The organism is Paenibacillus sp. UNC217MF (assembly GCF_000686865.1).
GTDB classification, from domain to species: domain Bacteria; phylum Bacillota; class Bacilli; order Paenibacillales; family Paenibacillaceae; genus Paenibacillus_B; species Paenibacillus_B suaedae.
The window spans coordinates 26,116-47,853 of the sequence record NZ_JMLT01000021.1; the positions used below are offsets into that span (position 1 = coordinate 26,116).

Annotated in this window: 19 protein-coding genes and 2 pseudogenes; 18 read left to right on the forward strand and 3 right to left on the reverse strand. The window is 46.1% G+C overall.

Features of this window, described 5'->3' with window-relative positions; genetic code table 11:
• Positions 1-80: 80 nt before the first annotated feature.
• The 3 genes from BP95_RS31920 (at position 81) to BP95_RS30285 (ending at position 3,151) form a co-directional block, all read left to right on the forward strand.
• Positions 81-638 (forward strand): nitrous oxide-stimulated promoter family protein, encoded by a 558-nt coding sequence (locus BP95_RS31920; RefSeq protein ID WP_051614073.1) that lies wholly within the window; start codon positions 81-83, stop codon positions 636-638.
• Between the two features lie 128 nt (positions 639-766).
• The gene (locus tag BP95_RS0112740) at positions 767-1,135 is read left to right on the forward strand and encodes a DUF423 domain-containing protein (protein WP_028532374.1); all 369 of its coding nucleotides are present in this window, start codon (positions 767-769) and stop codon (positions 1,133-1,135) included.
• Between the two features lie 39 nt (positions 1,136-1,174).
• Positions 1,175-3,151, forward strand: coding sequence for a sensor domain-containing protein (locus BP95_RS30285; protein ID WP_231515109.1), 1,977 nt, complete (start codon positions 1,175-1,177; stop codon positions 3,149-3,151).
• 84 nt (positions 3,152-3,235) lie between these two features.
• On the opposite strand, the gene BP95_RS0112750 is transcribed toward BP95_RS30285, so the two are convergent.
• Entirely contained in the window at positions 3,236-3,862 is a 627-nt protein-coding gene (locus BP95_RS0112750) for a hypothetical protein (protein WP_028532375.1), read from the reverse strand.
• Between the two features lie 177 nt (positions 3,863-4,039).
• On the opposite strand from BP95_RS0112750, the gene BP95_RS0112755 reads away from it, so the two are divergent.
• From BP95_RS0112755 to BP95_RS0112795, 9 genes are all read left to right on the forward strand, one after another.
• Complete coding sequence (locus tag BP95_RS0112755; protein ID WP_021254153.1) at positions 4,040-4,342, forward strand: YunC family protein; 303 nt, start codon at positions 4,040-4,042, stop codon at positions 4,340-4,342.
• Between the two features lie 342 nt (positions 4,343-4,684).
• Positions 4,685-5,128: a Dps family protein gene (locus BP95_RS0112760; protein WP_028532376.1), complete on the forward strand. Its 444-nt coding sequence runs from the start codon at positions 4,685-4,687 to the stop codon at positions 5,126-5,128.
• A 345-nt stretch (positions 5,129-5,473) separates the two neighbouring features.
• Complete coding sequence (gene sufC, locus BP95_RS0112765; protein WP_021254151.1) at positions 5,474-6,256, forward strand: Fe-S cluster assembly ATPase SufC; 783 nt, start codon at positions 5,474-5,476, stop codon at positions 6,254-6,256.
• A gap of 40 nt (positions 6,257-6,296) precedes the next feature.
• Positions 6,297-7,613 carry a Fe-S cluster assembly protein SufD gene (sufD, locus tag BP95_RS0112770; protein ID WP_028532377.1) on the forward strand — a complete coding sequence of 439 codons (1,317 nt, stop codon included), beginning with the start codon at positions 6,297-6,299 and terminating at the stop codon, positions 7,611-7,613.
• Positions 7,610-8,836 carry a cysteine desulfurase gene (locus BP95_RS0112775; protein ID WP_028532378.1) on the forward strand — a complete coding sequence of 409 codons (1,227 nt, stop codon included), beginning with the start codon at positions 7,610-7,612 and terminating at the stop codon, positions 8,834-8,836. Before sufD ends, BP95_RS0112775 begins: the two co-directional genes overlap by 4 nt.
• Positions 8,823-9,245 carry a Fe-S cluster assembly sulfur transfer protein SufU gene (gene sufU / locus BP95_RS0112780; protein ID WP_021252193.1) on the forward strand — a complete coding sequence of 141 codons (423 nt, stop codon included), beginning with the start codon at positions 8,823-8,825 and terminating at the stop codon, positions 9,243-9,245. The genes BP95_RS0112775 and sufU overlap by 14 nt, the downstream gene beginning before the upstream one ends.
• 41 nt (positions 9,246-9,286) lie before the next feature.
• Positions 9,287-10,684 (forward strand): Fe-S cluster assembly protein SufB, encoded by a 1,398-nt coding sequence (gene sufB, locus BP95_RS0112785; protein ID WP_021252192.1) that lies wholly within the window; start codon positions 9,287-9,289, stop codon positions 10,682-10,684.
• Positions 10,685-11,361: 677 nt separating this feature from the next.
• Positions 11,362-11,826, forward strand: coding sequence for a MarR family winged helix-turn-helix transcriptional regulator (locus BP95_RS0112790; protein WP_051614074.1), 465 nt, complete (start codon positions 11,362-11,364; stop codon positions 11,824-11,826).
• Positions 11,804-12,667, forward strand: a complete 864-nt coding sequence (locus BP95_RS0112795) for a DUF6544 family protein (RefSeq protein WP_051614075.1) — start codon at positions 11,804-11,806, stop codon at positions 12,665-12,667. Before BP95_RS0112790 ends, BP95_RS0112795 begins: the two co-directional genes overlap by 23 nt.
• Positions 12,668-12,716: 49 nt before the next feature.
• Here the strand turns inward: BP95_RS0112795 and BP95_RS33895 are convergent.
• Positions 12,717-12,858: pseudogene (locus BP95_RS33895) on the reverse strand (IS110 family transposase); the annotation flags it as partial.
• 58 nt (positions 12,859-12,916) lie between these two features.
• Between BP95_RS33895 and BP95_RS34415 the strand changes: the two are divergent.
• Together BP95_RS34415 and BP95_RS0112800 are read left to right on the forward strand one after the other, a co-directional pair.
• Positions 12,917-13,474 (forward strand): annotated as a pseudogene (locus BP95_RS34415) (Y-family DNA polymerase); the annotation flags it as partial.
• A gap of 312 nt (positions 13,475-13,786) precedes the next feature.
• On the forward strand, positions 13,787-14,497 hold the full coding sequence (locus tag BP95_RS0112800) for a polysaccharide deacetylase family protein (protein ID WP_051249834.1): 711 nt from the start codon (positions 13,787-13,789) through the stop codon (positions 14,495-14,497).
• A gap of 108 nt (positions 14,498-14,605) precedes the next feature.
• Here BP95_RS0112800 and BP95_RS0112805 read toward each other — a convergent pair whose 3' ends face one another.
• A complete protein-coding gene (locus BP95_RS0112805; RefSeq protein WP_028532381.1) occupies positions 14,606-15,676 on the reverse strand; it encodes an HD-GYP domain-containing protein in 1,071 nt (356 codons plus the stop codon).
• A gap of 231 nt (positions 15,677-15,907) precedes the next feature.
• Here BP95_RS0112805 and BP95_RS0112810 point away from each other — a divergent pair, with 231 nt between their 5' ends.
• The 4 genes from BP95_RS0112810 (at position 15,908) to yfkAB (ending at position 21,707) form a co-directional block, all read left to right on the forward strand.
• Positions 15,908-16,732: an undecaprenyl-diphosphate phosphatase gene (locus BP95_RS0112810; RefSeq protein ID WP_028532382.1), complete on the forward strand. Its 825-nt coding sequence runs from the start codon at positions 15,908-15,910 to the stop codon at positions 16,730-16,732.
• Positions 16,733-17,030: 298 nt separating this feature from the next.
• Positions 17,031-18,125 (forward strand): HD-GYP domain-containing protein, encoded by a 1,095-nt coding sequence (locus tag BP95_RS0112815; RefSeq protein ID WP_021252188.1) that lies wholly within the window; start codon positions 17,031-17,033, stop codon positions 18,123-18,125.
• Between the two features lie 102 nt (positions 18,126-18,227).
• Entirely contained in the window at positions 18,228-20,474 is a 2,247-nt protein-coding gene (locus tag BP95_RS0112820; protein WP_028532383.1) for an MMPL family transporter, read from the forward strand.
• Between the two features lie 69 nt (positions 20,475-20,543).
• The gene (gene yfkAB / locus BP95_RS0112825; protein ID WP_028532384.1) at positions 20,544-21,707 is read left to right on the forward strand and encodes a radical SAM/CxCxxxxC motif protein YfkAB; all 1,164 of its coding nucleotides are present in this window, start codon (positions 20,544-20,546) and stop codon (positions 21,705-21,707) included.
• Positions 21,708-21,738: the final 31 nt, after the last annotated feature.

Genomic DNA, 21,738 nt, shown 5'->3' on the forward strand with positions numbered 1-21,738 from the left:
AAAATAACCGATATATACAATGTATGACTTTGAGGGGTGGTGTGCACTTATTTTTGTCCCAATGGGAGCGATTCATTTACATGGATCGTTATCTTGTGGATGTGGGTACTGTGCTGGATGTTCTGTTATCAAAGTCATATCCGGCATTCCTGCTTCTCGATATGATTACATCATTAGTTAGATGTAAAAACCTAATGATGAGGTCGATTGAGATGGAAATAAAACAAGGGCAAGGTGAAATGCTGCCATCACCCTCGCTCCGTAAAGAGAACCACAAGCAGGAAGGGTCAAGAATCAAACGAGAAAAACGGACTGTTCTGCTCATGCTCCGCATATATTGTCATCATCATCATACACTGGAGCTGAATCCACATTCCGAGAACCGTTCAGAGCAATACGGTTTATGCCCTAGCTGCGCTGAATTGCTTGCCTATGCTTGGAAGCGTCTTACCCATTGCCGCTTCGGAGAGCGCAAGACGACATGTGAACGGTGTGGGGTTCATTGCTATAAGCAAGACAAGCGTGATGCTATCAAACTCGTCATGCGGGAAGTAGGCCCTAAAATGCTGGTTAAGCATCCGATTGTTGCACTCCGTCATGTATGGGATAACCTTCGCGCCCCTGAGGGTGGTAAATAAATCCCCCACCTCAGAATGCCCTATAGGATCATATTTGTTAGTGGAAAAACAGCAATAATTCAGATAATATATAATCGTATCGAATATAGTTAAAAATTGCCGAAATGTGGCTTGAAGGAGCGAACATCATGTTGCGACGCTATACGATTATAGGAAGTATAAATATGCTGTTATCCGTCGCTCTCGGTGCATTCGGAGCGCATGTCATGAAGGGGTTTTTGACACCTGAGCGGATGGCTACTTTTGAAACAGCTGTTCAATACCATATGGCGCACGCGCTTGGATTGCTTCTTATTGCGATATTGGCGGATAAATTGGCGGATCAGAAGAAGGTCGCATTGTCAGCTCGGCTGATATGGATCGGTATTATTGTATTCTCTGGCAGCTTGTATCTGCTGTGCTTCACAGGAATTAAAATGTTAGGAGCGATTACACCGATTGGAGGAGTGGCATTCATCGCTGGTTGGTTGATGCTTGCTCTTGCTGCTCGTCGATGAGTGTTCGTACTGACTCCAACGCTGGAAGGAAGATACTTAGTGAGTGACCGTAAGGTACAGAATGAACGGCAATTGCAGAAGCGGGATCGCTCAATTCGATATGCTTTATATGTAATGGCTGTCTCTTTAATTACGGCAATCGTATGTACAGGGTGGGCTGTGCTGCAGTTGGAGGGATTGGCGCGATTGTGGGTGCTGATTCTGCTTACAGCGATGCTTGGATATGCTGCAGCTGCTAAGATTAGATCCTCACACTATCAACGGTTTGGAGTAGCACATAATCCGATTAGCACGATTGAGCCGCCAGCTGTCTCTGTTCAGCCAACATGGAAGTCTTATTACGATCACCTGCCTGTTCCTATGCTGTTTGTCCGTCAAGATGGCAAGGTTGTCGGCATGAACCCAGCGTTCCAAGAGGTAACCGGGTTCGATGGCTCGCTCATCACTATCGGTCAGTGGATGGAGGAACAAGCTTGCTCGAAGCTAATTCAGGCCATGGATCAAGTAACAAGCGAGGGCGAGATCGAGCTGGAATTGGTCGGATGCTCGAAGGATGGCTTCCCGCAAGACTGGCTCATTCGAATGACGCAGCTTCCAGGACTGACTCATTGCCCAGAAGAGGAAGCCATTTTCTCAGTAAGTCTTCGAGACGCGAGTCCAAATCGATATATGGAAGAACGGATTCGCTACATGGCCTATTATGATGATATGACCGGCTTGCCGAATCGTCGAATGTTCATGCAACGGCTGGAAGAAGCGCTAGAGATGGCAGCTCATGCCTCGTTTTCTATTGCGGTGCTGTACATGGATCTTGATCGGTTTAAGCGCATTAACGATACATTTGGTACTGATTTCGGCGATATGCTCCTCATGCAGATTGCCGACAGGCTGCTGCGCTCGATGACTGAGAATGATGTCATTGCTCGCATGGAGGGAGATGAATTCATCTGCTTCATGACGAACGCAGGATCAGAGGAGGAAGTGAAGGAGCGTGTACGCCAACTGTTGTCGGTGTTCGAGGAGCCGTTCGAATTGAACGATATCCCCGTTCATGTGACGATGAGCATAGGCGTGAAGCTTATTCATGAAGATATGCGCATTCATGATGCAGGTCTGGCCGTTCAACAGGCGGACTACGCCTTGTCTCGAGTGAAGGAACTGGGGAAGAACGGATATCTATTCTTCGTCCCAGAGATGAATGATCGTCCGCTTGAGCGTATTACACTGGAGCATGATATGCGCAAGGCGCTGACAAGAGGGGAGTTCGAGCTCTATTACCAGCCGCAGGTAGATATGTCGACCTGCCGGATTGTCGGGATGGAGGCACTTGTACGCTGGAACCATCCGGAGCGAGGTCTCATTCCGCCAGGAGAATTTATCTCCTTAGCTGAAGAAAATGGCTTCATTGTAGCCCTCGGGACATGGATTATGGAAGAAGCCTGCCGACAGAATAAGCAGTGGCAAGATAAAGGCCTTGAGCGTATACCGGTATCCGTTAATTTGTCAGTAAGGCAGTTCGAAATGAACAATTTGACGGAGACGGTACAGGAGGTACTGCAGCGAACAGGGCTGGAACCGCAATACCTTGACCTGGAAATTACGGAGAGCATGACGATGGAAGTATCGCGTGCGTCACAGACCTTGCGCAAGTTGAAAGATATGGGCGTAGCGATTAGTATTGATGATTTTGGAACGGGTTACAGCTCACTGCATTATTTGAAGAACTTTCCGATACACCGCCTCAAGATTGATCGCTCCTTTGTGCGTGATTTGCAGCAAGATCCGAATGATGCTGCCATCGTATCGGCGATTATAGCACTCGGGCACAATATGAATATGCAAGTTATTGCAGAAGGTGTAGAGACGAAGGAACAGCTTGTCTTCTTGCAAAATAATCAATGTGACAATATACAGGGCTATTACTTCAGCCCTCCGCTGCCACGCAGTGGGTTCGAATCTCTGTTCCGCAGATATTCGCTGCAATCAGGAAGCGATGCAATGTTCGTACATAAGTGAATAACAGATATGCAACAGCCGCAATAGGAGTCGACTGATCTGACTTCATTGCGGCTGTTGTTGTTTGTTCATGTGTTATTGAGTTTAGGGCTGCATATCTTCGATCTCATTCAGGTTAAATGCGTACACTTGCTTCTCATCAACATGGTATACGTTCAGCAGCTGATTTGAGGCGTCATAATTGAGGATACGGCAGGGGAGATTCAATGTAATGCCTTTTCCTTTGTTAATGCGCAAACGTAATAAACGATTCTGTTCGATGTAGCTTCGGAGCTGATTCTCGACATCTTGAAGCCGGGCATCATTGGATTGCTGTTGGCTTGGCTCCGTATATTCGGCAGCTGCGGTGCGTGCTGGCTTGTTCATAGTGGCCATTGATTCTGGTGAATGTGCGGCCGCACCCCGCTTGTTATTTGTTCTCGGTGAGGAATTATCCACACGATGATCAGCAGCTGTGGAGCTTGAATGGGCTGCGCGGACTGCCAGCTTGCCAAACGGTGACTGCTTGATATTGCGCTGCTGCATGGCTTCGGCAAGCTCCAACAAGGAACCGAGCTCATTACCGGATTGAACGCGTGCGTCCAGTACGTCGGGGTGTTGATGCAGCAATTGCAGCAAAGCTTCTAGCGCAGCCACGTTGGATTCGCCTTGTACAAGGATGTCAACATTGAACTTGAAGACGGATTGTTGAGATGAAGTAGGATAAAGCATTGTCAGTAATTCCTCCAACCTGGACATTTTGCCTAGATAAATACATTATAATACGGTATAAATTCCGACAAATATAGTTCTTTAGAACTAAATATTGTTTTGCGGGCACATACGCGCCAAAAAGACGGCGATTGCATAAGATGATACCATCCTGTAAGTCAGAAGGAGGCATTCAAAGTGATACGGTTAATACCCATGGAAATTGGTGAAAGAACCGTGCTAGGCGTTGAAGTGCTGCTGCCCAAAACGACACTTCTGTCGATCTCAACCGATAAAGGCTATATTATGTGCGGTGCGCTTGATGTAGGGCTGCTCAATACGAAGCTGCATGATCGAGGGATCATCGCAGGACGCGCAGTCGGGGTACGGACACTGGAGCAGTTGCTTGAAGCTCCGCTTGAATCCATCACTCACGAAGCTGAGCGTCTCGGTATTACAGTTGGCATGAAGGGCAGCGATGCTTTGAACCTCATGTTCTAAGGCACTTCTAAATTCAGCTGTATGATCAATGCGCAGGGGACGCATAATATTGAAGTATTCCGATGTTTTATGTATCAAGCGTCATAGCTGATTTGAAGCAGCTTGCGTTACACTTATGACCTCTAGTCCTTATGGGACGCCGTGTTGCGATGATTCATTTCACGTGGACACGGGTACATATATATAGTAGGCCAGCAGAATAAAGTTGCAAGGAATCGATGAGAAACAGGCTAGAAAAGATTGGCAATCAACATTTGTACAAGAAAGACTTGAAAAATAGTTAATATTAATTTAGAATTATTATTAATAAGAAATTGATATCAATTAGGAGGCGTTTTGATTATGGCAAATAATGAAAAACTTCAATCTCTGTTGAATCAGCAAGTAGCGAACTTGAACGTATTGTATGTGAAACTTCATAACTACCATTGGTATGTAAAAGGTCCTCTGTTCTTCACGCTGCATGAGAAGTTCGAAGAGTTCTATAATGAAATCACAGCGAAAATGGATGATGTTGCGGAACGCTTGCTCACAATTGGGGGCAGACCATATGCTACTGTGAAGCAGTATTTGGAGCATACAACATTGCAAGAAGCGACAGGCAGCGAAACAGCAGAAGAAATGGTGAAGCAGCTTGTTAAAGACTTCAATCAATTGATTGCAGAATGCGGCGAAGCTCAAGAAGCAGCGCAAGCTGCAGGGGACGAGCCTACAAATGACTTGTTCATCAGCATTCAATCTGACCTAGAGAAGCATGTATGGATGTTGAATGCATTCCTTGCATAAGGAATGGCGGATACAAATCTCAATAAGTAAATGAAAATCATATAAGCGCATCCTGAAAAGGGTGCGCTTTTTACTGAAATTATATATAAATTGGTAAAACGATGATGCTCTAGCAAATAGGCGCTTTTCTATAGAAATAGGGAGCTGTTATGCACGAGGTATAAAGAGTGAGGACAGGGCACTGGTTGATTTATACAAATGATTGTTTTAAAATTATATTGAGAATCAATGATAATCATTTTATAATGATTATAATGTGATAAATCTTATAGCGTGGATAAAGATTGCTTGTTCTTTCAGTATACATCTTTTCTACAAATCCATCAATCTGGAGGTTACAACACAATGTCAACTCAATTCGTCATTAATGGTTTGAAGGCGACCATTGAAGGTAAAGAGATTCTGAAAGGAATCAACCTTGAAATGAAAGGCGGCGAGGTACATGCTATCATGGGTCCTAACGGAACTGGTAAAAGTACACTCGCTTCTGCTTTGATGGGCCATCCTAAATATGAAGTAACAGAAGGTTCTGCTACATTGAACGGTGAAGATTTGCTTGAGATGGAAGTTGACGAGCGCGCTCGCGCCGGCCTATTCCTTGCTATGCAATATCCAAGCGAGATCGCAGGTGTAACGAACTCCGACTTCCTGCGCAGTGCCATCAATGCACGCCGCGGCGAAGGCAACGAAATCTCCTTGATTAAGTTCATTCGCCAAATGGAAGGCAAAATGAAAGAGCTTGAGATGAACGAAGAGTTCGCTCATCGTTACTTGAACGAAGGCTTCTCCGGCGGGGAGAAGAAGCGTAACGAAATCTTGCAAATGATGATGCTCGATCCGAAAATCGTAGTATTGGATGAAATCGACTCCGGTTTGGATATCGACGCCTTGAAGATCGTTGCAAATGGTGTAAATGCGATGCGCAGCGAAGAGCGCGGATTCTTGGTTATTACGCACTATCAACGTTTGCTGAACTATGTGAAGCCTGATTTCGTACACGTTATGATGCAAGGCCGCATCGTGAAATCCGGCGGACCTGAATTGGCTGAGCGCCTTGAGGCAGAAGGCTACGACTGGGTGAAGGAAGAACTCGGCATTACAGACGAAACAGTTGGACAAGACGAGTAATTCATTCTAGCAAACGATTGACAGGAGGAGCGATAGACCGATGAGCACGAATACGACATTGCCAGTGAGCCGTGAAGCGGTCGCAGCGCTTTCGAGCCGCAAGAGTGAGCCAGCATGGCTTGCTGAAATGCGCTTGCAGGCGTTGGATCAAGCAGCGGGACTGGATTATCCGATATTTGAGAAAACAAAAATTGAACGTTGGGATCTTAGTGCATATGGTGAACATGTAGATGGTCAATTGGCATCTACATTTGCTACTATTCCAGCAGAAGCTCGCAACATTTTGACAGGGGATGAGTCTTCCGAGCAGGTTGACAATGTGCTGGTTCAGCACAATTCCAGTGTTGTTTTTCGTCAGCTGCAAGCTGAATTGGCAGCGAAGGGTGTTATCTTCACAGACTTGGAGACGGCTGTTCGTGAGCACGAAGACTTGGTGAAGCCTCATTTGATGCAAGCTCTGAAGGCTGATGAGCATCAATTGGCAGCTGTGCATGCTGCAGTATGGAATGGCGGCGTATTCTTGTACGTGCCGAAAAATGTAGAAGTGGATATTCCGCTTCAGGCTGTATTCTATACAGATAATGCGAAGGCTACATTTGCACCGCATGTGTTGATCGTTGCGGATGTGAATAGCCGCGTTAATTACGTAGACAACTACGTATCCGGTTCTTCCACTGATGCTTATGTTCATAATGGTGTAGTAGAAGTATTTGTTAAATCCGGTGCGAAAGTAACTTACGCATCTGTCCATCATTTGGATGAGAAAGCTACGGATATCACGATTCGTCGTGCCATTGTTGAAAACGATGGCCGCATCGAGTGGATTGTTGGCGAAATGCATAACGGTAACGCTGCGTCTGAAACGAACTCGATCCTGAAAGGGAATGGTTCTACATCGGATACAAAAGTAATATGCGTAGGAAATGGCGAGCAAAAGTTGAACATTACGACGAAAGCCGTACACTTCGGCAAGAGCTCTGACAGCCAAATGATTACGCGCGCGGTTATGCGCGAAGCTGCTTCTTCGATCATCAACGGGATTACGAAGATCGAGAAGGGGGCAACAAAAGCGAACGGTGAGCAAACCGAGCGCGTGCTCATGTTGAGCCCGAAAGCTCGTGGTGACGCCAACCCAATCTTGCTAATCGATGAGGACGATGTAACAGCGGGTCATGCTGCTTCTGCTGGTCAAGTGAACCAGGAGCAAGTACATTACATGATGTCGCGCGGTATTGCTCGTGAAGAGGCGGAGAACTTGATTATCCGCGGCTTCTTGGCGCCAGTTGTAGCTGAGCTGCCAAGCGAGCATCTGCAGCAATTGCTGAAGCGTTACATCGAAAGGAAGCTGGGGCAATGATTGGACGCGAGCTTCGTGAGCAATTTCCGATCCTAGATCAGGAAATTAATGGTCATCCGTTGGTGTATTTAGACAGTGCGGCAACCTCACAGAAGCCGAGGTCCGTAATTGATGCGATACAAGCGTATTATGAGAAGGACAACTCGAACGTACATCGCGGCGTCCATACGCTCGGTTCCCGGGCGACAGACGCTTACGAAGGTGCGCGGGAGAAAGTTGCCCGGTTCATTAACGCGGCACGCACGGAAGAAATTGTGTTCACACGCGGGACGACATCTGCGCTTAATCTCGTTGCATCGTCCTACGGACGCAGCGTATGCGGTGAAGGCGATGAAATCGTAATTACGCAAATGGAACACCATAGTAATTTCATTCCGTGGCAGCAGGTCGCAAAGGCAACAGGGGCTACATTGAAATTTATCCCGATGCAGGAAGATGGCACACTCTTGCTGTCTGATGTGGAGCAGTCGATTACAGATCGGACGAAGATTGTATCGATTGCTTATGCATCCAATGTGCTCGGAATCGTGAATCCAGTGAAGCAGATCGCGGAGATTGCACATCGTCACGGTGCTGTAATCGTAGTTGACGGCGCACAGAGCACACCGCATATGCGGATTGATGTTCAGGATCTGGATTGCGACTTCTACGCATTGTCAGGGCATAAAATGTGCGGGCCAACCGGAATCGGGGCATTATATGGGAAGATGGCGCTGCTCGAGAAGATGGAACCAATCGAATTCGGTGGTGAAATGATCGACTTCGTCGAGTTGTATCATTCGACATGGAAGGATGTTCCTGCACGATTCGAAGCAGGAACACCGATCATTGCGGGTGCTGTTGGACTTGGCGCTGCGATTGATTTCCTGAACGAAGTAGGGCTGGACAATATTCATAAGCATGAAATGCAGCTGGGTGCCTATGCAGTCGAGCGCTTGTCTGAGATTGAGGGAATCTCGATCTACGGTCCTCGCAGCGAACGGATCGGGCTCGTTACATTCAATTTGGATGATGTCCATCCTCATGATGTAGCTACTGTTCTGGATGCGAAGGGGATTGCGGTACGTGCCGGACATCACTGCTGCCAACCGCTTATGCGTTGGCTCAAAGTAAGTGCTACGGCGCGCGCAAGTTTCTACTTGTACAACACGGAAGCAGACATTGACCGGTTGGCGGAAGCCTTGCGGGAAACGAAGGAGTATTTCAGCGATGCAATTGGATGATCTGTATCGCCGAGTCATCATGGATCACTACAAGAAGCCACGGAACCGCGGCACGTTCGAGGAAGACACGGTTACGGTTGACCTAAATAACCCGACTTGTGGAGATCGCATATCACTGCAGCTGAAGCTGAACGATGGCATTGTTGAGGATGCCAGATTCACAGGCGAAGGCTGCTCGATTAGCATGTCTAGTGCGTCAATGATGACAGAAGCGGTTAAAGGTAAGACGTTGGAGCAGGCACATGAATTGGCTGAGCGATTCTCTGCCCTGGTTAAAGGCGAGGACGCTGCGTTTGATGAATATGAAGATATCGAGGCTCTGTCCGGCGTGAACAAATTCCCGGCTCGCATCAAGTGTGCGACATTGGCTTGGAACGCGCTGCGCAAAGGGATCGAGAAGCCTGAATAGGCGATAAAGTGCGAGGTTCGCACGAAGGAGGTACAACAACAATGGCGAAGAAAATGCCTGAAATGGAAGAATACAAGTATGGCTTTCGCGATAATCACCAAGCAGTCTTCCAATCTGGTAAAGGGCTGACGCCGGAGATCGTTACCGAGATCTCCCGTATTAAGGGCGAGCCTGACTGGATGCTGGAATTCCGCTTGAAGTCGCTTGAGCAATTTAACAAAATGACAATGCCTCGTTGGGGCGGCGATTTGGATGAGCTGGACTTCAACGACATTCAATACTATGTGCGTCCTTCTGAGAAGCAAGGAAAGACATGGGAAGAAGTTCCGACTGAAATTAAAGAAACATTCGATAAGCTCGGTATTCCGGAAGCGGAACAGAAGTTCCTTGCCGGTGTATCTGCTCAGTATGAATCTGAGGTTGTCTATCACAGCATGCAGAAGGATCTCGAAGAGCAGGGCGTAATCTTTATGGATACGGACACAGCGCTTCGTGAGCATCCGGAGATTTTCCGCGAGCACTTCGCATCTGTTGTTCCTCCAGCGGACAACAAGTTCGCTGCATTGAACAGTGCAGTATGGTCGGGCGGAAGCTTCATCTACGTGCCTAAAGGCGTGAAGTGTGAAATTCCGTTGCAAGCTTACTTCCGTATCAACTCCGAGAACATGGGTCAGTTCGAGCGTACGCTGATTATCGCTGATGAAGACAGCTTCGTGCACTACGTTGAAGGCTGTACAGCGCCTATCTACAGCACGAATTCCCTTCATAGTGCGGTTGTTGAGATTATCGTGAAGAAAAATGCGCGTGTTCGTTATACAACAATCCAAAACTGGGCGCCAAACATCTACAACCTGGTTACAAAGCGTGCCGTTGCGGAAGAAAATGCGAACATGGAGTGGGTTGACGGCAACATCGGCTCCAAGCTGACTATGAAATACCCAGCTGTCATCTTGAAAGGCCGCGGGGCAAAAGGCTCTGTGTTGTCCATTGCGGTAGCAGGTAAAGGCCAGCATCAGGATGCGGGTGCGAAGATGATTCACTTGGCTCCAGATACAACGTCGACAATCATCTCGAAATCCATCTCGAAGCATGGCGGTAAGGTTTCGTATCGCGGCTTGACTTCGTTCGGTCGTGATTCTGATGGTGCAAAATCAAACGTAAAATGTGATACGTTGATCTTGGATAACGAGTCTACATCCGATACGATTCCATACAACGAGATTCGCAATGACAATATCCAATTGGAGCATGAAGCGACTGTATCCAAGGTATCCGAGGATCAGCTCTTCTATCTGATGAGCCGCGGCTTGTCTGAAGATGAAGCGACTCAAATGATCGTTATGGGCTTCATCGAGCCGTTCACGAAGGAGCTCCCAATGGAATATGCCGTTGAGATGAATAGATTGATCAAATTCGAAATGGAAGGCTCTATCGGCTAATTTCTTACAACCCTTGTTGCATCAAGGGTTGTAAGCTAATTATATATTGGCTTAAAATCGCTCATGCTGATTTCATGCCGATTCAAGATTCATTTTTTCGTGTAGGAGGCGAACTTTTTAAGTTCGTCTTCTTGTATTTTTTTGTGATGTCAAGGTCGGTATCTGCGGTTGTTTTAATTGTTTTATGTCCAAGTCGTTTTGATACAAAAAGTAGTCTTACTCCCGCTTCTCAGTAGTCGTACGGTGTGCGTATGTCTGAATCCATGACTACCTTTGTACTCGGCACCCGCCAACTCGCAATACCTTTTAATCGACCTCTTACCGTCGAAGTAAAGCTACAGGATGATTCAGCACGTTACTTCAATAAATTAAATTGGAGCTGCTTCATAGCAAACTAATATCGTTTCCAGTTAGCGTAATTTATTTTAAGTATCAAATATGTCCTTATCCTTCGCCTCGACCAACATTAAACCGACTGCATAAGATCGGATTTTATTACACATCTGAAGTGAAACAACACTGTCCGATGACTGATGATGGAGGAAGTTCCTGCGAGTCATATTGGAAGTTACCGTAGATTCTCTAGGGTTCATCAACAAATTTGACAACAGGTAACTAGTTACGTAAAATAAGTGTAACTAGTTACCTTTATTTTAACAGATCGGAGGTATGTAATATTGAATGACATAGAGAAAAAGGCTTACATCTTTGGTGGTATTCTTACATTAGCCAACCGATTACAAGCTCTTGGTGACAAATTGGATGAGAATGTAACTCTTAAGCAGTGGTTGTTGATAGCTGTCATTTTAAAGTCGGGACGATCATCTCCAACAATAAGTGAGGTGGCTAAATTGGTTGGGAATTCTAGGCAAAATATTAAGAAAATGGCCGGTTTACTTGAGAAACAGGGCTTTGTCTCCCTTATAAAAGATGATCAAGACGCTAGAATCTTTAGAATTCACCTTACACCCGAATGTTTCACTTATTTCCAGGCTCGAAGCGAAAAAGAGATGCAGTTTCTGAATGCTCTGTTTGACGCACTTGATGAAAATTTGACCAACGGATTATATAAAGGAATCATTCATTTAGCTAACAATGTAAACAGAATGGAGAATGTTCATGAAGACGGGGAAAAGGGGTAAAAAAACAATGTGGATAATCGTTTCGATCTTTGGCATTATCATAATCGGTATCATTGTATTTTTTAATGTACCTTATTCCAAAACCAATACAGAATTTCTTCAATCCGCTACAGAACAAATCAATATTTCTAATGTCATTAATGATATCTTTACATTCGATGATATAAAAGAATTGCCGTATCCTGTAAGGAAATATTTTGAATATAGTGGATACATCGGCATTCCTAAAATGTCTTATATGAAGGTAGCCTTTAAAGAAGTTAATTTTATTATGTCACCCGACAAGCCACCATTAAAAATCGACTACACCCAATATAACTTTGTACGTGAACCTATAAGATTTGCTTATATTGACACATCAATGTATGGAATACCATTTCAAGGGTTGGATTCTTATATTAATGGTGAAGGTAGTATGAAAGGAGTTCTGGCTAAAGTCATTACGTTGTTTAATCACAAAGGTAAAGAAATGAATAAAGCTTGTCTAGTAACCTTTCTTTCAGAATCTCTTATCATGCCTAATGCTGCTTTACAGCATTATATGACCTGGGAGACAGTTGATGATACCCATGCAAAAGCGACGATATCATACAATGATATATCAGCAAGTGGGATATTTACGTTCAGTGAGAATGGGGAGCTTCTTTCTTTTACAACAGAAGATAGATCCGTTATATCTACCGATGGAACAATTCAGCAAGTAAGATGGTCGGCCATATTTAAGGACTACAAGACAATTGGCGGTATCAAACAACCAACTCAACTTCAGGCAGTTTGGAATTACGATCAGGGAGATCTCATTTATTTTGACGGTGCTTGTTTTACTGTTGAATATGATTAGGAATAGGTGTTTCTTTATACATACTTAACATGATGAGGCTTCCGCGGGTGACAAGGTTTTGAAATCCTTCTTCATCATTCGAGAAGGAAAGGGGCATTACTGACTACGATCTCACGGAAGTTAACTGCACGTTCATGTGTTTGCTGAGCGAGGTCGATCCCGACCACTAGATGCTGACTGTGATTGTGCATATAACATGATTTATAAATATTGGAGGGCTTTATGTGAGTCAAAGAAGGAAAGGCTAATATTTTTTGGCCGATTACGAAATATGCAAGTGTAGAAAAAGAAAATCATCGAGAATATAAAAATAAAGCAGTAGTAGGAGCTGGTGATCCTACACGTCGTTCAGGGATCACTCTAGCCGCATGACCGATTGCTAAAAGTTTTGGCGTGACGACGACAGCTGAACGGGAAATGCCCGGATCTCGTTATTATGCGTCCTCGTATGCAACATTACATCGATGTTTCTTTGATGATTACTCAGATTTATGAGGAATTTACGATTTAGTTGAAGTGTTTAGTATTGACGAACAATTTTCGGTGATCCGATCACCATTGCATTGGAAATCCAGAAACGAGTAATGATCCAGACAGGAGTGCGGATTCGAATAGGGATCAGCGCCAATAAAATATTAGCTAAAACTGAAACAGACATCTGGAAAAAAGTAAAAGCGGTATTTTTACCGTGCATCCGATGTTCCCGCTTTACTGTGGAAAGAACCTGTTCATAAAATGTTCGGTGTTGGATCCCGAATGTGCAAGCATTTTGCGAAATTAGGGATACTTGCGATTGGGGACATTGCGAGCTCCCACAGGATTCTCACGCCAGATGAAAATGCCCGATCGCTATTTTCTCCATGTTTACCCCCATCATTTTGACTGCATCCGCATGGTACACCCCAAATATGGCATACTAATCCCTATGCTGATGTTCAACTTGCTTGCAGCGGGTTCGCATCTATGTTATTTCACTACGCAACAGGAGGATTGGAAATGGTGGACCCTATCCAACAGGAGCGAAAGTTGCGGCATATTCGTCGCAAGCACAGATTCCGTATCATGATGTTATTAGGCGGTATGGTAGTATGTCTGCTTGCACCAGCCAATGCACATTCCATGTCCGTAGCATCACAAATCGACGCCCATCATGAGAGTGCGCCAGCTCGCAGAGATCGTGCCTATTATGAAGGGCGAGGAGATATCGTCTGGGAAGTGCCATCTGCCGGCAAGCGGATTGCACTCACCTTTGATGATGGTCCTGATCCAACCCGCACTCCGGTTATCTTAGACCTGTTAAAGCAGTATAATGCCAAGGCTACCTTCTTCGTCGTAGGATGGAGGGTAAAGTCGCACCAAGAATTAGTGAAGCGCACAGTTCGTGAAGGACATGAAATTGCGAACCATACGTATCATCATAAATATTTTCGCAAGGGTGTAACGAAGGCCGAAATTGAAGAGGAAATTATGAAGGCGCATCGAGTGATTGAAGAGGTAACAGGTACGCCGCCTCAATTGTTCCGGCCACCTGGCGGGTATTATAATGAGCGGCTTGTAGAAATTGCACGGGAGAAGGGGTACCGCGTTATTTTATGGTCGTGGCATCAGGATACGAAGGATTGGCGTTCTCCAGGAGTAGATCGAATTGTCAATAAGGTGCTTGGGCATGCAAGAAACGGTGACATCGTACTGATGCACGACTTAGTAGAAGGAAGCACACAGACCATTCAGGCACTGAAGAAAATACTGCCCGAATTGAAGCGGCGGGGCTATTCATTTGTCACCGTTTCTGAATTAATGGCGCACCGTGTCAAGGCGAAGACTTCCTAAGTTCATTTTGTGCCTGTCAGGCTAGAAGGGTTCATACCTAGCGAGAAAAACGCCGTAAGTGTGCGCATCATCGAGCACACATCAGGCACACATCGGGCACACAGCAGGTTACATGCACACCTCTTCAATATGAAGATCGCGGCATTGTGTTAAATCAACGAAACGATTATCAATTTGCACGAGCGGCCGGAAAAATTCAGTCTGATGATTCATGATGATTGTTCCGGTTCGCCCGTCGCTTAGGCGTGCCTGCTTATGGATGAAGTTAGGCAGCATATGGCGAATGAAGGTATGGACAATGTGGGGATCAAGTCCGCTGTAGCTCATCGAATCAAGCTCTTTCAGAACCGTAAATAAATCCTGCTTGTCCCGATAAATTCGTGTAGACGTCATGGAGCTATACACATCAGCAACTGCGATGATACGTGCTGTCGGATGGATCTCCTGCTCAGCAGCACCATAAGGGTAACCGCTTCCATCTAAGCGTTCATGATGCTGGAGGGCCGCCATCGCGAGCCAATTGTCGCTATAGGAGGAACGGATGATTTCATAGCCGATCACAGTATGCGACTTCATCTCTTCGAACTCCGAGCTCGTCAGCTGTCCAGGCTTGAGTAGGATCGACTTGTGAATGCGACTCTTGCCGATGTCATGCAGAAATCCTGCCTTGCATATGCGCTCCGCATCCTCTTCTCCGTAATGCATCCACTTGGCCAAATAGTAAGACAGCATGCCGACCTGTACGGAATGCTGGTACGTATAATTATCCTTCGAGTCCAGCAGAAGCAAGAGGGATACAACATCACGCTGCTTCTCCATCTGTTGAATAAGCGGTGTGATGGACGATTGTACAAGCTCATCCTGCAGAAATCCGTGCTGGATAACATCCTGAAAGATGCTCTCCACATTTCGAGTTGCCTCCATGTAGCCTTTCTGCATTTCCTCATGAACGATATGATTTGAACTTGGCGGCACATTGATCTGGGATGGGGATACAGCCTCTTCACCGGTGAGTGGTCTTGCTTCGATGTCTACCATATCCATGTGATGACGAATAAGTAGGGCGATGTCCCTATGCTTCATAACGGTTCCAGCAGACAGAACCAACAGCCCTCTATCATTGAAAATATCCTTCGTGAGAGTGTCCCCTTCGTGAATTTGCGTGACATGAATCCGCACCAAATGTCTCACCCTTCTAGTCATTTTGTACTACATGTATCATTTATCATATCAAAGCCAGTCACAAGATAACAGTAACATTTTCCAGGAAAATGTGAAGAATTGGTGCTGAAATGTTCTCTCTGCTCGTATACAAAGAACAAGATACTTTGTCCGAACGTGTAATGCTCGCAATCATTCAAATCATCATGCTGAGTATTTCTACGTATGGGGGAAATGAGGGGTTTAGCCATGTTCTATGTCATTGTTGCAATTGTACTGGGCATCGTGGAGGGACTGACAGAATTCATACCTGTCTCATCAACAGGTCATATGATATTGACGACGAAGCTGATGGGGATTGAGGAGCAGGCCAACTGGCTCAAGACATTCGAAATTGTCATTCAACTGGGGGCGACCTTAGCCATGACGGTTGTGTATTGGAATCGCATATTGGAGATGCTGGGATTGCGCAAGCGAACCGTACAGCAAGGACATGTCATCTGTCCTCGTCTGAATCTGCTCCATGTCATTATTGCAATAGCACCTGCATTAGCGGTGGCCTATGTAGCGAAAGACCATATTAAGCAATTATTTGACAGCACGGAAGCGGTGTTATGGGCGCTTGTAGTCGGCGGTGCATTTATGTGGTTCGCAGAATGGTATGGGTCTCGCAGACAACCCTCGGCGGACACGATCGATGAAATTAGTTATAAGCAGGCCTTTTCAATAGGACTCTTTCAAATATTGTCTGTGCTGTGGCCAGGGTTTTCCCGATCAGGCTCTACCATGTCAGGTGGTATGTTGAGCGGTGTCAGCTACCGGGCATCTGCTGATTTTTCCTTTCTTATTGCGATTCCCATTATGTGTGCGGCAAGCGGCTATGAACTGCTCCAAAATTATAAGATGTTTACACTCGATATTTTCGCTTTTTTTGTACTTGGTTTCTTAGTATCCTTTGTTGTAGCCTATGTGATTGTTGTTGCCTTCCTCAAGCATATTCAGCGTATTAAGCTTCGTCACTTTGCGATATATCGCTTTGTTCTCGCAGCATTGTTCTGGTACTTCATGATGTAGCAGATATTAGATATTGAAAATTCATGAATATCTCTGTGTGAAGTTCTGAGTATTTCTGATAGGATCATTTCGAGGTATTTAGAATGCCAGTAAATTTCAGAAGTATGCAACAGTTGTGTGCTTTTATTCATCCAAATTACTTGGAAGGTGGAGAAGGGCGGGAGTGAAATCTGCCATATTTTCTACGTAAACAAAGGAATGTACGGTAGTGACTCGCTAGTCTAGCGAGAATTTGATATGATTAATTCGATGCATTTTAAGTGAATGTAAATATCATAACTTCAGGGGTTGACTCTGCTTGCGATGGGTACCTATACAAGCGTGCCGAGCTGGCATGCGATTAGCAAAACAAATATATAATGAAGAAGGTCTAGTGCTGCTCAAGGAGCAAGTAGAGCTTAATACCGCGTATATTCAGCGCTTGGAAGCGATGGGCGTATCATACGTATATGTAGAAGATGATCGGACAGAAGGTATTCATGCGCCGGATGTGTTGAGCGATGAGACGCGAAGGCTAGCTAATATGACGATTCGCAAGCAATTCAAGCAATTGATTGATGAAGCCATGACACGGAAGCGTGCTGCCTCGAATTCTACATTGAATCGCGAGTTTTTCGATGTATTGGATGCCATCATTGGCGATTTGTATGGCAACCATAAGGCGATGGTAATGCTGAATGATATGCAGACAACTGATCATTATTTGTTTCGACATTCCCTTAATGTGTGTGTATATACGACTCTGCTAGGACTTCATCACGGATATCCCCGCAATGAACTGCGGACATTGAGCATGGGGGCGCTCCTTCATGACATTGGCAAGACGCAGATTAATCTCGAAGTATTGAACAAGCCAGGTTCGTTGTCTGATGCTGAATTTGTACATATGAAGCAGCATGCGGAGATAGGATACCGCATGTTGAAGGATGAGCCGAACATTCCGCTTCTGGCAGCGCACTGTGCTTATCAGCACCATGAGCGGTTGAACGGTTCTGGCTATCCGCGCGGCATTAAGTCGCCGGATATTCATGAATATGCGAAGTGGATTGGGATTACGGATTCATATGATGCGATGACAACCCATCGTGTATACCGTAAGGCAATGCTTCCACATGAAGCACTTGAAATTTTGTATACCGGATCAGGGACACAATACGAGCAGGGTATGCTGGAATTGTTCAGAGACCGTATGGCTGTCTATCCGATAGGAATGTCCATTCATTTGAATACAGGCGAGACATGCGTTGTTGCCCGCATTCATGCTGAGTGTCCACAACGACCAGTTGTAAGAGTACTGTACGACGCTGATGGCAATCCATTGAAGACCCCTCATGAGATCGATCTATCCAAGAAACTCCACGTTATGATCGTGGGCTATCACGCAGCTGATTAATGAGCGCGTAGGCAACACACAACGAAGCAAGTAAGCTCAGCACTTATTCATTATTATCATATTCCCTTTATTCAGTCTACAAGTGAGCAGGGGGTTCAACACGTGAGGGAAACAGCCAGAACAGGTTGGTTGTGGCACTGGGGAAAGTGGATGTATCGTTGGCGTCATGGGGTATTGATCATATGGACGCTTCTATTTGCAATGGCTTCGATATTGGCTATACAAGTGCCTTCCATGCTTAAGGATAATGGGTTTACGCCGACAGGAAGCGAATCTTATGTAGGATATGAGCTGCTGCGTGATGGGCTTGGTCTCTCTTCTACGACGATGGATATTGTCTATGAGAGCAGCGACGGCAGGTCGCTATTGACGAAAGAATCGATACAGCAGATTGAACGTTCCCTTACTGAATTGAAGCAGAATTCATCCGTCGGTGACGTTCAGCTGCGGACTCAGGATAGAACGGGAGTGCGTAGCGATGTAGTTGCTGCACATGTCCGTCTTAATATGGATACGGATGAAGCGCTGGATCGATATACCGATCTGCGTAAGCTTATTTCCGATATCCCGTTCGCGAAGGCCTATGTGACTGGTGCGACACCGGTCTACTATGATATTCAGACTGCGAGCAAGAACGATATTGTGAAGTCGGAACTAATCGGATTGCCAATCGCGCTGATCGTCTTATTGTTCGTCTTCGGAACATGGCTTGGGGGATTCCTTCCGCTCATTATCGGGCTGTTCAGTGTGACAACTACGCTCGGGATTATTTATGGAATTGCTCAGCTAACAGATACGTTAAGCAATTTTTTGCCGAATATGGTGTCCATGTTGGGACTAGCTGTTGGCATTGATTATGCGCTCTTCATTGTAAGCAGGTTCCGAGAGGAACTTGCCAAGCAATTTTCTGTTGAGCAGGCTGTCGCCATGACGGCGCAGACCGCGGGCCAGTCCATTTTATTTTCTGGTGTTGCGGTGCTGATCGGCTTAATTGCTATGCTGTTTATTGATTTATCCTTGTTCCGCTCGTTGTGCATTGGTGGAGTTATCGTCGTCATGATGTCAGTTATAGCGGGGAACACGCTCCTTCTGTCACTATTAAGTGTACTCGGCGATAAGGTGAACAAGTTCCCTATCATTCCTGCGCGGTGGAGAAGTGCCGAGAAGACGAGTGGCAGTGAACTATGGAGCCGTATTGCGCATGGTGTGATGAAGCATCCCGTAGGGATCGTTCTGCTGCTCACAACTGCATTGGCTGCTTGTGCATGGCCGATAGGCAGCATGAAGATTGGGATACCGGATGCAGAGATGCTACCGCCGAAGTACGAATCGCGCTACGGTGCAGAATTGATGAGAGAAGCGTATGATGAGCAGGCGTTGAATCCAATTCAAATCGTTGTGGAGACGGACAAGCCCTATTCTTCTATCGAGACGATACAAGCGATTCAAGGGCTAGCATCCCGTATTCAACTTATAGAGGGTGTACAGCGTGTTGACAGCTATGTGGATGCATTAGCTCAGTTGAATATTACAGGAGCTGAAGCGCAGGCAGCGGCGTTGTCCCGACCAGAAGTTCGCACACAGATGGAGGCGAAGATGCCGCTTCGTGACAAGATGCTTGTGGTGCAAGTGATTCTGAGGCCTGACATGAAGGGTGATGCTGCGTTCAAGGTAGTGGGCGAGCTGCGTCAGATAGATTCAGGTTCGGGATTGAGCAGGAAGTATGTAACCGGAGGGCCGGCGGTTCAGCATGATATCATTGAACGCATCACGACTGCGCTTCCGTATGTGATTGCGTTTATTCTTATCGTGACCTATATCGTGCTCTTCCTCGCATTCCGTTCGGTTCTTCTGCCGCTGAAGGCGGTCATCATGAATATGCTGAGCCTTGGCGCAAGTCTTGGCATTGTCGTCCTGGTCTTCCAGCATGGCTATTTAGCTGATCTATTGCATGTAACGTCTACAGGAATGGTGGTGGCGATGCTTCCTGTCATCATTTTTTGTGTCGTGTTCGGCATATCTATGGATTATGAGGTGTTCTTGCTGTCACGGATTGCGGAAGAGTATGATCGAACGAAGGACAATGAGCACAGCACCGCTCAAGGGCTGATGAAGACAGGCAGTATTATTACAAGTGCTGCTTTCATCTTGATTGTTGTTGTTGGTGCGTTTATTTTCACCGATAACGAGATGATGAAGGCTATCGGGCTTGGGCTTGCAGTATCTGTATTTTTGGATGCAACACTCATACGTGTTCTGCTCGTTCCCGCATTTATGAAGCTGATGGGGCATGCCAATTGGTGGGTCCCGAGCATGTTTCGACGCAAGGAACGGCGAAGTATGCTATAAATAAGTAAGCAATTATTTTCTGCAATAAAGATTGTAAGCAGGCAACTAGAAAGTTAGGTGGAATGAATCATGAATCAATTGCAAGCGGAGAAGGCAGCGAATACGGAGCAAAGAGGAACAGTAGGTCTTAAAACAATTAGTCCAGCCTACGATCCATGGGATCCGATTCGTTCTTTGCAGCAATATGGCCGTCATCTATTGACGAGTGTGGAAATGACTGTGGCCCAGGCATGCAATATGCGCTGCGAGCACTGCGCAGTAGGACACACACTCGTCGCAAATGAGCCTCCCAAGCTGCCGTTTGATCTAATGCTTCAACGTCTTGAAGAGGTTGAGCACTTGGAGACGATAAGCATTACCGGCGGTGAGCCGATGTTCCACGAGAAGACGGTCAAGGAGTATATCGTTCCTCTGTTAAAATACGCACGTGAGCGCGGGGTACGTTCCCAGATTAACTCGAACTTGACGATGGACATGCGCAGATACGAGATGGTTGCTCCCTATTTGGATGTCATGCATATTTCATTCAACTACACATGTATGGAGGACTTCCATGCAGTCGGCTTCACGCACAGCAGCCACGAAGTCAAATCTGGGGCCGCAGGTCGACTGTATGAGCGCATGATTGAGAATACACGCAAGCTGAGTGAGGCAGGCATGTATATTTCCGCGGAATCGATGGTCAACTATCGGACGCATGACAAGTTAAGCGAAATTCATCAGATCATCGATGAAATGGGATGCAAGCGACATGAGGTTCACCCGATGTACCCGAGCTCCTTCGCGGAGAACTTGCCGGTGCTTCCAATCGAACAATTGCGTACCTCTATTCATCGGTTGCTGGATACTCGCAATAAGGACATGTGGATGTTGTTCGGCACGCTGCCGTTCTTCTCCTGTAATTCCAATGAGGAGGATCAAGCGCTGCTCCGCCGCCTCCATAGAGAACCAATGGTGACCGTGCGCAACGATCCGGATGGCCGCAATCGATTGAATGTCAACTTGTTTAGCGGGGATATCTATGTTACGGACTTTGCAGATATTCCGGCGTTCGGCAGCATCTACTCAGGCAAGCTTGACGATACATTCAATGCTTGGCTGAATGAGCATCCACTCTCCAGAACGGTGGATTGCCATTGTCCGCAAGCATCCTGCTGCGGGCCGAACTTGCTCGTTGCGGATATGTACTATCGAGGTGTTAATTTCAAAGAACGGACAGCGGTGATGTCTTAGTTCATCCATAAGGAAGCGGGTGGGTTCATTG